Annotated in this window: 12 protein-coding genes and 1 other annotated feature; of the genes, 9 read left to right on the top strand and 3 right to left on the bottom strand. The window is 49.2% G+C overall.

The annotated features are described in order from the left end of the window. The 6 genes from AC6R1O_RS13020 to yjjX all read left to right on the top strand — a co-directional run. Positions 1 to 510, top strand: a 510-nt coding sequence (locus AC6R1O_RS13020; protein ID WP_500657159.1) for an outer membrane protein assembly factor BamD, incomplete at its 5' end; no start/stop codon positions are given. A 471-nt stretch (positions 511 to 981) separates the two neighbouring features. Further along, the gene (hpf, locus tag AC6R1O_RS13015) at positions 982 to 1308 is read left to right on the top strand and encodes a ribosome hibernation-promoting factor, HPF/YfiA family (protein WP_487901925.1); all 327 of its coding nucleotides are present in this window, start codon (positions 982 to 984) and stop codon (positions 1306 to 1308) included. Between the two features lie 114 nt (positions 1309 to 1422). After that, positions 1423 to 1540, top strand: a sequence feature (Phe leader region). A 13-nt stretch (positions 1541 to 1553) separates the two neighbouring features. Then, positions 1554 to 2732 (top strand): prephenate dehydratase, encoded by a 1179-nt coding sequence (gene pheA / locus AC6R1O_RS13010; RefSeq protein WP_334554092.1) that lies wholly within the window; start codon positions 1554 to 1556, stop codon positions 2730 to 2732. Positions 2733 to 2869: 137 nt separating this feature from the next. Next, on the top strand, positions 2870 to 3910 hold the full coding sequence (locus AC6R1O_RS13005; protein ID WP_500632703.1) for a polyamine ABC transporter substrate-binding protein: 1041 nt from the start codon (positions 2870 to 2872) through the stop codon (positions 3908 to 3910). Then, positions 3894 to 6239, top strand: coding sequence for a putative bifunctional diguanylate cyclase/phosphodiesterase (locus AC6R1O_RS13000; RefSeq protein WP_500632704.1), 2346 nt, complete (start codon positions 3894 to 3896; stop codon positions 6237 to 6239). The genes AC6R1O_RS13005 and AC6R1O_RS13000 overlap by 17 nt, the downstream gene beginning before the upstream one ends. After that, positions 6211 to 6747: an inosine/xanthosine triphosphatase gene (gene yjjX, locus AC6R1O_RS12995; protein ID WP_500632754.1), complete on the top strand. Its 537-nt coding sequence runs from the start codon at positions 6211 to 6213 to the stop codon at positions 6745 to 6747. The genes AC6R1O_RS13000 and yjjX overlap by 29 nt, the downstream gene beginning before the upstream one ends. Here the strand turns inward: yjjX and trpR are convergent. Further along, entirely contained in the window at positions 6744 to 7043 is a 300-nt protein-coding gene (trpR, locus tag AC6R1O_RS12990; protein ID WP_334554086.1) for a trp operon repressor, read from the bottom strand. The genes yjjX and trpR overlap by 4 nt on opposite strands. Before the next feature lie 74 nt (positions 7044 to 7117). Further along, entirely contained in the window at positions 7118 to 9070 is a 1953-nt protein-coding gene (gene sltY / locus AC6R1O_RS12985) for a murein transglycosylase (RefSeq protein WP_500632705.1), read from the bottom strand. 224 nt (positions 9071 to 9294) lie between these two features. Here sltY and ettA point away from each other — a divergent pair, with 224 nt between their 5' ends. The 3 genes from ettA (at position 9295) to AC6R1O_RS12970 (ending at position 12569) form a co-directional block, all read left to right on the top strand. Further along, positions 9295 to 10962: an energy-dependent translational throttle protein EttA gene (gene ettA / locus AC6R1O_RS12980; RefSeq protein ID WP_334554083.1), complete on the top strand. Its 1668-nt coding sequence runs from the start codon at positions 9295 to 9297 to the stop codon at positions 10960 to 10962. A gap of 214 nt (positions 10963 to 11176) precedes the next feature. Continuing rightward, positions 11177 to 11548, top strand: coding sequence for a PilZ domain-containing protein (locus AC6R1O_RS12975; RefSeq protein WP_487901870.1), 372 nt, complete (start codon positions 11177 to 11179; stop codon positions 11546 to 11548). A gap of 10 nt (positions 11549 to 11558) precedes the next feature. Further along, positions 11559 to 12569 (top strand): M23 family metallopeptidase, encoded by a 1011-nt coding sequence (locus tag AC6R1O_RS12970; RefSeq protein WP_487901869.1) that lies wholly within the window; start codon positions 11559 to 11561, stop codon positions 12567 to 12569. Positions 12570 to 12653: 84 nt separating this feature from the next. On the opposite strand, the gene tyrA is transcribed toward AC6R1O_RS12970, so the two are convergent. Further along, positions 12654 to 13781, bottom strand: a complete 1128-nt coding sequence (gene tyrA, locus AC6R1O_RS12965; RefSeq protein ID WP_487901868.1) for a bifunctional chorismate mutase/prephenate dehydrogenase — start codon at positions 13779 to 13781, stop codon at positions 12654 to 12656. Positions 13782 to 13798: the final 17 nt, after the last annotated feature.

Genomic DNA, 13798 nt, shown 5'->3' with positions numbered 1-13798 from the left:
ATTTACGCTTACTACAAAAACGATGACTTGGCGCTCGGTTTGGCGACCATAGAGCGCTTTACGCGTTTGAACCCAACCCATGAGAAATTGGACTGGGTCCTCTACATGCGCGGACTCTCTCACATGGCGCAAGATCGCAACTTTATGCATGATCTGCTCAATATCGATCGTAGTGACCGAGATCCTGAGCCGGTGAAAAAAGCATTCGCAGACTTTAAGCGTCTTCTTGAGCGTTACCCAAACAGCCCATACGCAGCAGACTCTCAAAAACGCATGTACGCGCTCAAAAATCGCCTCGCCAACTACGATTTAGCGACCGCGGATTTCTACCTTCGCCGCGAGGCATGGATTGCCGCCATCAACCGTACCCAAGAGTTGCAGCGTACTTATCCTGATACTGAAGCCGCTCGCAAATCATTGCAGATTCAGCTTGAAGCCTATCAACAACTCGGATTAGAGGATGCCGTGAAGCGAACTGAGGCGCTAATCGAGCTCAATCCGGATTCTTAAGCCATCCGTTCTCTTCTCTACTCGCCGCGCAACTTGCGCGGCGTTTTTGTTTCTTCAAACCACAGTTTTTCCTTCAGATTACATAGTGAGAGCAAGCAAAGTGAATGAGAAGAATACGATGATGGGTACGCTGGCTGTCGTCAGAGGTGTATCAGGAAAATCGAGAGAAGAAGAGAAAGGGAGCGCGATGTCACACTATTGATGCGATTAAAATGCAACCAATGATTTATTTTGACCGTAAACCGTCCCTAAAAAGCGGATGATTTTTAGCGTGTTTCCTCTTCCAATCTAATGAGTTTTTATGGTTAAACAAGCTTTTTTGAGCGGTGATGAATCGACTCTTTGAGTTAGATCACGTTTGAATTTAATCCAAAAAATAGCCTACACAATAGTGATTTAGATCACTTTATTTATACCTGCGGTGAGTAATCTGGAGTTAACCCATGAGGGATGACACAGAGGAAAGCATCTATGAAAGTAAACATCACTGGTAAAAACATCGACATCACCTCTGCAATCCGCAATCACATTGAGAGCAAGTTCCAGAAGCTAGAAAAATGGCAAGTAGACATTATCGGTTGCCAAGCCACCTTTAGTGAAGAACCGAATAAACAGAAAAAATTCGAGGCTATCATCACGGTTCCTAAAGGCCAACTTATCGCTTCTGCTACCCATGAAGATTTGTACGCTGCCGTTAACGAGGTAGAACAGAAATTAGAACGACAGCTTAATAAACTCCGCCACAAACCTGAGGCACGTCGTACGGACAAGCCACAACTGGAAGAAGTCGAAGAGTAATCAGCAGACTGAGAAGATTTGAGAATAGCGCCCGGCGGGCGCTATTTTTTTGCTTGACGCTCCATACTCCGTTGCTTATTGTGGTTGAACATTCATTTGGAATCGACTTTTATGCACCGTTCACCACTGTTCTTTTTTGACTTGTTTTTTCTCCACTAGACTGGAGGCTCGCTCGTTTTTAAAAACAAGTCAAAAACGAACAGAAAGCCTCCCATCGGGAGGCTTTTTTTATAAGGAATACTAGGATGACTGAACAAAAATACTCACTTGATGACATTCGTTTACGCTTAAACGAACTCGACGACCAACTGCTTAAACTCCTTTCTGAACGCCGTGAGATGAGCATTGAGGTTGCGAAGAGTAAAGTTCAAACATCCAAACCAGTGCGTGACGCCGTACGCGAGCAGCAGTTGCTGGTTAAGCTCATCAATAATGGCAAAGAGAAGTATCAGCTCGATGCGCAATACATCACCAAACTGTTTCACACCATCATTGAAGACTCTGTACTCCTCCAGCAATCGTATCTACAAAACCTCGCTAACCCAGAACTGAGCCGCAAACCGTTGGCTCGGGTTGCTTTTCTTGGTGCCAAGGGCTCCTACTCCCACCTCGCGAGCCGAGAATACTTCAGCCGTAAAAACACTGAGTTAATTGAATTAAACTGCGATCACTTTAAAGAAGTGGCAAACACTGTGGAGTCCGGTCATGCAGACTATGGCGTACTTCCGATTGAAAACACCAGTTCAGGCTCTATCAATGAGGTGTATGACTTACTACAACACACCACTCTCTATATTGTCGGTGAGCTGACATTACCGATTGAGCACTGCTTGGTGGCCACGCAGGACATCCGCTTAGAAGAGATCAAAACCTTGTACTCTCACCCACAGCCCCACCAGCAATGCAGCGAGTTTTTGAGCCGTCTGAAAGGCGTTAAGCTAGAGTCTTGCGCGAGCACGGCCGATGCGATGCAAAAAGTTCAAGAAATGAACCGACGCGACGTCGCTGCCATCGGGAATGCTTCGAGCGGTAAGTTGTATGGCCTTCAAGCAATTCAAGGCAACATTGCCAATCAAACCGAGAACCACACTCGCTTTATCGTTGTTGCGCGTAAGCCTGTCGAAGTGTCGGCGCAAATTCCGGCAAAAACCACTTTGATCATGTCCACGTCTCAGCAAGCGGGCTCCCTGGTGGAAACCCTACTAGTGCTGCAACGCTACGGCATCAACATGAACAAATTGGAATCAAGGCCTATCATGGGCAACCCTTGGGAGGAGATGTTCTACGTCGATCTCGAGGCGCATCTGGACTCTCAAGAAATGCAGCAAGCCCTGAACGAACTCACTCGGATTACCAAACATCTTAAAGTGTTGGGCTGCTATCCGAGTGAAAATGTCAAACCTACACAAGTGAAATTGCTGTAACTTTGTCACAGCCTAATCAATAAATTGACGATTAAAGCTGACACCTAGTGCAAATGCTCATACTATGAGCACATTAAGTTGCATAGCAAGGTGTCAGCACGCGCTGACTTTCATTCATCAACTCAATAAAGTCAGTTATGAGGCTCGCTCTTTATTCATTCATTGCTCCGCTCTTTTGTAGCGCCATTACGTACGCCAATCCACTCAATCTCTACATGTGGGAGGACACCTTGTCCCCGAACGTGATTGACCAATGGCAACAACAAAGCTCTACCCCGCTGCGCCTTGACCATTTTGACAATGACGACAAACGCAGTTTATTAATGCTCCGCACAGACCAGTTGCCGTTTGATGTTGTCGTACTTGATAACGTCTCTGCGCAAATCTATGGTCGCCTCAACATGTTTGAGGACCTAGCTGACCTCCCCAACCGTCAACATAATGCGGCGAAATGGAATCAAGTCTGCGGCCCCCATGCCGTTCCTTACTTTTGGGGGACGGTGGGCATTGCATTTCGGCACTCGGCGGTGGACCATCCTCCCGCAACATGGCATGACTTCGTCTACCCGCCCCAAGAGCACGAAGGTAAGATCGGCATGATCAACGACAGCATCGAAAGCTTTCTTCCGCTGTTTTATGCGCTTGGTCTCTCTCCGATCGAAGACAACCCGGACACATTACAAAAGGCATACCCACAGTTAATTGAATTTAGTGACCGAGTGCTGACCTTTGAGTACATCCTCAGCTATATCCGTAGCCAAGCGGATGCTAACGCACTGGACATGGCGCTAGCCTACAGCGGAGATCAATATTCTCTCAATCGATTCTACGGTGAAGGGAAATGGGGCTTTGTGATCCCTGAAGGACAGCTGTTCATTTGGGTCGACTGTCTGGCGATTCCGAAAAGCAGCACCAACAAAGACGCCGCCAAAGCCTTTGTGAATTTCCTGATGGATCCCAATATTGCTGCAATAAATGCAACAGATATTAAAGCTGCAACGCCCAACTTAAGTGCATTGAAACTGTTGCCAGAATGGTACATAAATGATGCATCATTATTTCCAGAATCAAGCAGGGTCGACGGGGCGCTGATCGACAGCGAGCTCACCGCGGCCAACATAAGCCTAAGGGCAAAAATTATTAATAGTATTCTCAAACGTCATGAAGCTCAGCACTAGAGTCCTACTGCTGGTTGCCCCCGTGGTGCTGATGAGCGCGGCGCTATCTAGCTATAGCATCTACATCAACCAAAAAGATGCGTTAATTAAACGTGAGAACAGTTATCTGCAACTCACGATGGAAAAGCTCGCCGGTCACTTTCGTCAATCCGTTGCATTACTCAACAGCTACTCACTTTCATTGACCAAAAGCGACATCATCCGTTACTACCTGACCCAGCCCGAAAACCCCTATCGAGAAATGAATCTGATCAGCAATTTGCAGCTATCCGTCAAGCAGCTGCAAACCAGCGACGATGATTCGATTGCCGTCGCGATTCTCGATAGCGAACAAAACGTGGAGTTCTATTCGGACAACCAATCCGACCCGTTCACAACGCTCGATGACAACGTGCGCGACTATGTTAAGCAGACCTACCACAATACCGGCCAAACGCGCCATCTAGGATTTGCAAAAAACTTCCAAGGCCAAAGCATTCTGATTCGTTATGATGTGCTCGACCAAAGCACCCTCAATGTGCCGCTGAGTTATAACAAGGAGCGGGTGTTTTTTGTCGTGGTGGCTTTGACACTCGACAAATATGATCAGCTCAAACACATCATCGAATTTGATAACGACAGCAGCATTTTCTATGCCCCCGAGCCCATTTTTAAGTCTGGTTTAACCCAGTCGGTCGAGCTTAAACATGGCTTGTTCGCCGTGCTTGACCCAGCGCACTATCTACTGACCGAAAAATTGGCCAAAATCGAACATAAGCTACTGCTCTCGTTTGGTGCGTCCTCTTTGGTTACCGTGCTGATCTTACTGTTTTTACTTTATCGACATGTCATTCGTCCTATCACCCGCCTAGATCACCAATTGCAAGAGGTGGAGCAACACAAGCGACACAACATCGACAGGTTGGGCAGTGACAACGAAATTGGTCGCTTGTCGATGCGTTTTTACGACATGTATCGTGAGCTTGATTCGAGCTATCAAAAAACCAAGGCGATGGCAGAGAACGATCATTTAACTCAGTTGGCCAACCGCTACCAATTTCAGATGTGCGTTGAACGCAGCCTTTCCAATACTCTGGCCGTCACTCACGCATGGATTCTTTACATAGACCTCGATAACTTCAAGTACGTCAATGACAAGTACGGCCATCACATCGGCGATACGCTACTGGTCAATTTCGCCCAGCACCTGAAAACGCTGTGCGACCAACTGGAAAGCAATTTTGGCGTCAAGTCCCTCGCCTCTCGCCTTTCTGGTGATGAATTTGCCATATTTATTGCCGCTGGCAGACGAGGCGATTACGCGACCTACATCGCCAACGCGATTTTGCAACCGATTCAAAGCCATACTCACTCCCCTTTGGGCTCTTTCCCAATCACGGCCAGTATTGGTATCGCCTCCTACCCCGATGATGGTAAAGACTTGGCCAAGTTACTCTCCAATGCCGACACGGCCATGTATCAAGCCAAACGAGCCGGCAAAAACCAAGTGGCACCTTACTCGAAAGCGCTCGATGACGTGGTACGACGCAAAGAGAAAATTGAGCGCGCGCTGCGCAGTGGTGAGTACGACAAAGAGTTCACTTTGCTCTATCAGCCCTATTACAATCGCGATGGCAGTGAAATTCGCGGGGTCGAAGCGCTGCTGCGCTGGGAATCGCCTAAGTTGGGGCGGGTCGAACCCAGTGAGTTTATTCCAATCTCTGAGCAAACCGGCCTATTTGGCAGTATTGATCGTTGGGTGATTGAAGAAGCTTTCAAAGACTTTGCCGATATTCAGAGTAGCTTTGACGGCCCGGTTCAAGTCTCTATAAACCTGTCGTCAGCAGAACTCGACTCGTTACAACTCGCCCAGTTTATTCAGACAATGAGCGATAAGTATCACGTGATTCCTAGCTTGATCGATTTTGAAATTACCGAGACCTTTGCCTCAGACTCCCAGAGCTATCTACTGCTTCATGAGTTGTCAATTATGGGCTTTAAGCTCGCCATTGATGACTTTGGCTCTGGCTATACCTCCATCGTTCAACTGGTCGAGTACCCAGTGCAAAAGATCAAGCTTGATAAAGAGTTCTTAGCCACGCTAGTCAAAACCGATAACCGTAAAGTGATCAAACCCTTGGTTGATCTTTGCCACTCACAATCTATGATAGTCACCGCTGAGGGCATTGAGACGCAAGAGGATCACGAGTGGCTAGCCAGTTATGAATGTGACTATATGCAAGGCTATTACTTGTCTCCGCCTTTGACCTTAGCGCAGCTCAGCCTAATCCACTTAGCACCAGAAGAGGTTATTGATGACCGTGAAGAAGGTTATTGTCGCTTCGCTTAACCCGGCGAAGATCAACGCGGTAAAAAGTGCGTTTCTTGCCTCGTTTCCAAACCAATCGTTTGAATTCTCTGGCGTTAGCGTGCCAAGCGGCGTCGCTGACCAACCGATGAGCAATCAAGAGACGTACCAAGGTGCTCGCCAACGTGTGACCAACGCCAAGCAGGCAGTAGCAGATGCGGATTTCTATGTTGGGCTAGAAGCCGGTATTGAAGGACAAGTGACCTTTGCATGGATGGTGATTGAGTCTCAACAACAACGCGGCGAATCGCGTTCAGCGAGCTTGATGTTGCCACCGGTGGTCCTTGACAAGCTCAAAGACGCCAATGAACTTGGCGATGTGATGGATGAGGTCTTTGGCACTGAAAACATTAAGCAAAAAGGCGGCGCTATCAGCCTACTGACCCACGATTTGTTGACGCGCAGCTCCGTGTACCATCAAGCGCTTGTTTTGGCGCTCATCCCATTTATGAATCCAGACCTCTTCCCAGTGAGTGGTAGGGAGTCTTAATCGGTCTCACCGCGCTCGAGCAGAGCCGCTAACGCGGCTTTATCTTGCGCGGATTTGGATTTGAGTTCATTCGAGCCGCGCGTGATGGTAGCTACCCCTACCCCCAGCATCTGACTGATTTGACGCTGTGACAATTCCCCCTTCAGTAACTCACGGAAAATATTGACCCGCGCGACCAACGCTTCCCTTTCATCGGGCGTCAGCAGCATCGTCAGTAGCATCTCATGCTGATGAGACTCACTGCTTTTGGCGACAAGGTCTAGGATCTGTTGCCACTCTTTGTACTCTGGTTCCATTGCGTTTACTTCAGTACGACCATTGATAGCGTCAATATTCCCAAGCTTTACCTTTGGATTCAAGCGTCACGGTCTCAGTACTTCGCTTGCAGCTCTTTTTGGCTCAAAAAGTGTCCGTCCTCACCCAACACTTCACGATAGTAAGTTTCAAACATCAAAATATTTTGCACATAGCCGCGCGTTTCCTTAAAGGGGATCGCTTCAATAAAAGCGAACACGTCCAGCTTACCGTCACTGCGCTCACGCCATGTTTTGACTCGATTCGGCCCCGCATTATACGCCGCAAACGCCAGAATGCGGTTATGGTCGTAATCGTCAAGCAGCCCTTTTAGGTAATGGCTGCCGATTTCGATGTTTTTGCCCACTTCGTACAGATCCGCACTGCCTTGATAAGTTAACTGATATTTTCTCGCCGTGTATTTGGCCGTGGACGGCATGATCTGCATAATGCCGCGTGCACCGACCGGCGAACGGGCCTCAACATCCATCGCACTCTCTTGGCGGGCCAGTGACATTAGGGTGATAGGATCAATGTTGTGCTTATCGCCATAGAAGTTAAACCACCAGCGATGCGCAATCGGGAAACGAATTTCTAGGTTATCCCACATTTTGGCCTGAATACTGGCAGTAACGGTCAAATGGTGCCAACCTTTGAACGATGCATAAGCGGCCAGCATCTCTCGCTGCGATTTATTGACCCGCCCAAGCAGCCATCGCCACTCACTTTTGGCCGCGGTAATTTTATCGCGATCAATCAACTCCTCGATCCGCACGAGAGTCGTCTCAAACGGCTCAACCAGCTCGGGCGCCAATGTAATGGTGGAGGTGGGATAGACAATCGAACGCTGAAGCGCTTGCGCGGCTGCCACGCTGTAGAAGTTTCGCTGACCAACAATAGCCTCTAAACGCTGATTCGCTTGGCTCATTTGACCGGCGGCCATTTCCGCTCTCGCGCGCCAATATTGCCAGCGGAGGGTCTCTTGATAACTCACAGGTAGTGCATCAAGCCAACGACTGACCGCTGGCCAGTCATCTTCACCTATCGCCAAACGGATGCGCCGCTCGAGCAAAGAGAGGTTAGCACTGTGCGCTATCACATCATCACGCCACGCGATCAGCTCCGGCTCGTCACGATTCATCAAACGAAAAGCAATAAAATCGGCCAAATTCTGCTGAGATTCGGTGGGTAGCGACACTGCCGCTATCACGTCACTGTACTCTTGCTGCGCTTTGACAACGTCACGACGCGCGAGCTTTTTCATGCCGCTACTAACTAACTGATGATAAAACGGTTCATCAGGAAACTGCGCTGCCGCCTTTGCCAAGGTTGCGGGATCGCGAAACAGCGATTGCGCTCGTTGTCCTGCTATTTTGGCTTGCTCACTCTCAAGTTGCTTGACCAAGTAGTTGAGTAAGCTGCCATTTCCAGAGTCAAACACGAGTAATACCCGATCGAGCACATCACGATCACTGCGTTGGCCATGCGTATCCCAAGCGGCAAAAAGCGGGTCACACGCATCCGCAATACTTGAACCGGATCGCCATAGCGTTTTCGCGCCTTGCCATGCTAACGCTTTGTTGCCTGTTTGGTAATGAGCCCAGTAATAGTGACACTGATAACTCTCGCCTCTCGGCAGCGCTGTCTGAAATTCAAGAAAGCGCTGCCATTGGTTATCTTTGGCTAATGCGTCCAAATACGGTGCGCTAATACGCCCAGAAAAAGGCAGCGTTTTATAGCGCTCAATAAACTGACTCACCTCTGTGGAGGAGCGATTTCCAATGTTGACTAAGAAAGCGCGATAATCGACGTAGGGCGTTAAGGGATAGTCGGCGATGTCGGGCCTTAGAGCCTGATAATCATCAACCTTTTTCTCATCGAGCAAATCTTGTGCTTGATCGTACAACGCTCGCTGAGTAGCGAGGTCGGCTACCGCTGAAGTAGCATAAGTGGCGCTGCCCACAACCGCACAAAACCAGACCGCGGTTCGAGAAAAGTAGGACAACAAACGGGAATCTCTCAGCGTCATAAAGCCTCATCCTTGAAGGGAAAACCTCTCTCTAATTAACTCGATCCTCCCCCCTGCTGTAAAGAGCTCAGATGTAAATAATAATAAATTCACACAATAGTGACATTGAGTGGCAAGGCTTGACTGACGTTGAACCGATTTCCTCCCTCTCGGGAGTAACAAAACGCGTTCGCTTGGTATAAAATGACGAGTTACGTAGATTGAATAGTTAGGAACGATCGGCAATGGCTGAATACGTATATACCATGTCGCGCGTGAGCAAAGTGGTGCCACCAAAGCGACAAATTCTTAAAGACATCTCTCTGAGCTTTTTCCCAGGCGCAAAAATCGGTGTTTTGGGCCTCAATGGTGCAGGTAAGTCGACCCTACTGCGCATCATGGCGGGTATTGATACCGACATCGATGGTGAAGCGCGTCCACAACCGGGCCTGAATGTCGGCTACCTGCCGCAGGAACCTGTGCTCGATGAATCGAAAACGGTACGTGAAATCGTCGAAGAGGCGGTATCTGATGTCGCTGGCGCAATGAAGCGTCTGGACGAAGTCTACGCGGCTTACGCAGAACCCGATGCGGATTTCGATGCCCTTGCAAAAGAGCAAGGTGAGCTAGAAGCGCTGATTCAAGCCAAAGAAGGCCACAACCTCGAAAACGCGCTAGAGCGCGCCGCGGATGCTCTGCGCCTGCCTGAGTGGGATCAAAAAATTGCCCACCTATCGGGTGGTGAGCGCCGCCGTGTGGCGATTTGTCGCCTACTTCTTTCTAAGCCAGATATGCTGCTGCTCGACGAACCGACCAACCACTTGGATGCCGAATCCGTCGCGTGGCTAGAACGTTTCCTTGTTGATTACACTGGCACCGTTGTGGCTATTACCCACGACCGTTACTTCCTCGACAACGCCGCAGGTTGGATCCTTGAATTGGACCGTGGTGAAGGCATTCCATGGCAAGGTAACTACACCTCATGGCTAGAGCAAAAAGATGCGCGTCTGCAACAAGAAGCGTCACAAGAGAAAGCACGTCAAAAGACCATTGAAAAAGAGCTGGAGTGGGTTCGTCAAAACCCGAAAGGTCGTCAATCGAAGTCTAAGGCGCGTATGGCTCGCTTTGAAGAGCTGCAAAGCGGCGATCGTCAAAAGCGTAACGAAACCAACGAGCTGTTTATTCCACCAGGTGAGCGTCTTGGCGACAAGGTGATTGAAGTCTCTAACCTGAGCAAGTCGTTCGACGGCCGCGTATTGATTGATGACCTGTCGTTCAGCATGCCAAAAGGGGCGATTGTCGGCATCATCGGTGCCAACGGTGCGGGTAAATCAACGCTATTCAAGATGCTGAGTGGTGCAGAACAACCGGATTCAGGCACTATCGAAATGGGTGAAACCGTCAAGTTGGCATCCGTCGATCAGTTCCGTGACTCGATGGACGATTCAAAAACCGTCTACCAAGAGATTTCGGAAGGCGCGGACATCATCAAGATCAACAACTTCGAAATCCCTGCTCGCGCGTACTGCTCTCGCTTTAACTTTAAAGGCAGCGATCAGCAGAAAGTGATTGGCGAGTTGTCGGGTGGTGAGCGTAACCGTGTCCACTTAGCGAAACTGCTTAAAGCGGGCGGCAACGTGTTGCTTCTCGATGAGCCAACCAACGACCTCGACGTGGAAACCCTACGAGCATTGGAAGAAGCGCTGCTTGAATTCCCTGGCTGTGCCATGGTGATCTCGCACGACCGTTGGTTCCTTGACCGTATCGCTACGCACATCATTGATTACCGTGATGAAGGCCAAGTGAACTTCTACGAAGGCAACTACACGGAATACATGGAATGGCTGAAAAAGACCTTGGGGCCTGAAGCAGCCGAACCACACCGTATCAAGTACAAGCGTATCGCCAAGTAATCGATTACCGCTTGATCTTTACCCAAAGGCCGCTAAGATTAGCGGCCTTTCATATTGAGGACGATAGCGACTCACTGATGGTTCGCGCCATCTCAGAGCATTGGGCCTGATGGGCAAAATATTCTGTTGAGTAGGTCAACAATGAGAAGGGTCGAGGGTTTGTCTTTATCGCTTGTCTGCTAGACTCAACACATAGTCATGGGAGAAGCAACAGATGAAAGAACGTCGCCGATTTTCACGGGTGGTTTATCAAGCCCCTGCCGTGTTAGTTCAAGGATCGCATCGTATTGACGCATCAATTCGTGATCTTTCTTTGCACGGTGTATTACTCGCATGTGATGCTGCCTCGACGCTGAGCCGCGAAGAGGACGTCAATGTACAATTTTCACTTCCAGGGAGTGATGTCGAGATTCAACTTGTCGCCAAGGTGGTTGGACTCAATAACAATATCATCCGTCTTGCGATCGATCATATTGATATTGAGAGTATCGGACACCTAAAACGCCTGGTCGAACTCAATGTTGGGGATGACGATCTTCTCCATAGGGATATTGAACATTTATCCGATTTAGGTGAAGAAGCCTAATAGAACCCATATGTCGAACAAAATTACTATTTCGATACCAGCGCCGGCTGGTATTTCGCGTTTTTACCTATCTCGTCGTGCTGTCGCGACCACATTGGCCCTAGCGGTTGTAGGTGTCATGGCCGCAGGCACTGGTGTATACACCTACTGGCAAACAAGCCAAAGCGAGCAAGCGGCGCTCACGCAAGCACTGGCAGCAGTGAGTGAAGAAAAGCGTCAACTCGAGCAGCTTTACAGCCAGCAGCAAGACGAAACCCATCAGTTGGTGCAAGAGCTTGAAGCGAAGAAGACTCAGATTAGCGTATTGGGTCGACGCGTGTACGATGTGGAAGCGGTGCTCGGTTTGGTTGATGACAATCAAGAAACACCACTGGAAGAAGTCCCACTGGAAAGCCGTATTGATGCTGCAGCAATAGACTCTGCGGTGCGTGCGACGATGTTTCGTCTGATCCCCAATGACTCACCGATGGAGTACCTGCGTGTCTCCTCATCTTACGGGAGGCGCACAAACCCCATTACAGGGCAGCGCCATACACACACCGGGATAGATCTCACCTGCAAACCTGGTCAGCCTATCTATTCACCGGCCGATGGTGTGGTAGAAACCGTGCGACCGAGCAACAAAGGGTTTGGTAACTTCCTCACCTTACGTCACTCGTTTGGCTTTATGAGCTCCTACGCGCACCTTGCCAAGTTTAAAGTACGCAGCGGTCAGTTTGTCAGCAAAGGCGAGCAGATCGCCACTTGTGGCAATTCTGGCAACTCAACGGGTCCTCATTTGCACTACGAGATCCGCTTTTTAGGGCGAGCGCTCAACCCGCAATACACCATGGATTGGACCCCGGACAACTTCCACTACTTGTTTGAAAAAGAGAACAAAGTGAAGTGGGCTCCGCTGGTACAGTTGATTGATAACACCGTCAGACTGCAAGTGAGCTTGACGCAAAGCCCGTACGTTGATGACTCGGTCAATACCGTAAAAGCGGACGACTCGGAACCTGAGCACACCAGCGTGCAATAAGTACATGGGTGGTCGATGTGCAGATAAATGCAACGCGATCAAAAAAAGCTGCCTAGGCAGCTTTTTTTATAACAAGAATGTAGCTCAGCCACGATGAATCGCATCGTTCGCTTGCTTAAGTAGATTTTGGCTCTCATTCATAAACTGCTGAGAATGGTCTCCAAACCACTCGCTCACTTTGTTAAAACTGTCGACAAACGCTTGTTTGTCCTTACCTTCCAAAATTTCTAATGCCTCACCGAAACTGCGATGGAAGCGCTTAATCATCTCAATATTCTCTTGCGAAGAGAGGATGATGTCGCCATAGAGGTTGGGATCTTGCGCAAACAATCGCCCAACCATGGCCAACTCCAAACGGTAAATCGGCGAGCTCAGCGTCAGTAGCTTGTCCAAATTCGGATTTTCTCGGCTAAGGTGTAGGCCATAGGCAAACGAAGTAAAGTGGCGCAAAGCTTGGATCAGGGTCATGCCTTGATCGTGCTCTTTGGCATCAATTTGGCACAAACTCGCGCCCCAAATTGAAAATTGCTTGAGCAGCCACTGATACTGCTCTTCACCACGACCATCACAATAGACAATGACCTGCTTGGCTAAACTCGGCACATCAGGACCAAACATCGGATGCAAACCGACGACAGGGCCAGAGTGAATCGCCATCATTGCTTGCAGCGGCTTAGACTTAATCGAGGTGAGATCGCACAAAATACAGTCATGGGGCAGATTACCCAGTTTATCAATCACCCCTTGAGTGAGATGAATCGGCACTGTCACGACCACCATGCCCGCGTTGTGGAGGATCTCGTCCGCATTCGGCCAATCTTGACTGCCAAGCACTTTGACTTGATAGCCCGACAAGGTAAACATGCGGCCAAACAGACGACCAAGCTGACCGTTACCACCAACGATCACCACCGAACGCAGCTCTGGGTTCAAACACTTAAAGCCGGAGTCTTTTTCACTGGCGTAGGACTCACGCATGGTGCGGCGCAAGATGTCCTCAATCAACTGAGGGGGAACCCCGATCTTTTCCGCTTCGGCTCGGCGGGAAGCCAACATCGCCGCTTCGCGGTCAGGCGCATAAATGGGCAAACCGTGCTGGCTTTTTACCTCTCCCACTTTCTCTACTAATGCGAGGCGCTGCGCCAGTAAAGCTAATATCTGTTTATCGACTGCGTCAATCTCATCACGCAACCCGCTAAGTTCTACAGCCATCAATATCCCTTCGTATC

The organism is Vibrio sp. R11-SG3-ISO3-SZ, from assembly GCF_059834345.1.
This window is presented reverse-complemented; position numbering and strand designations above follow the sequence as displayed.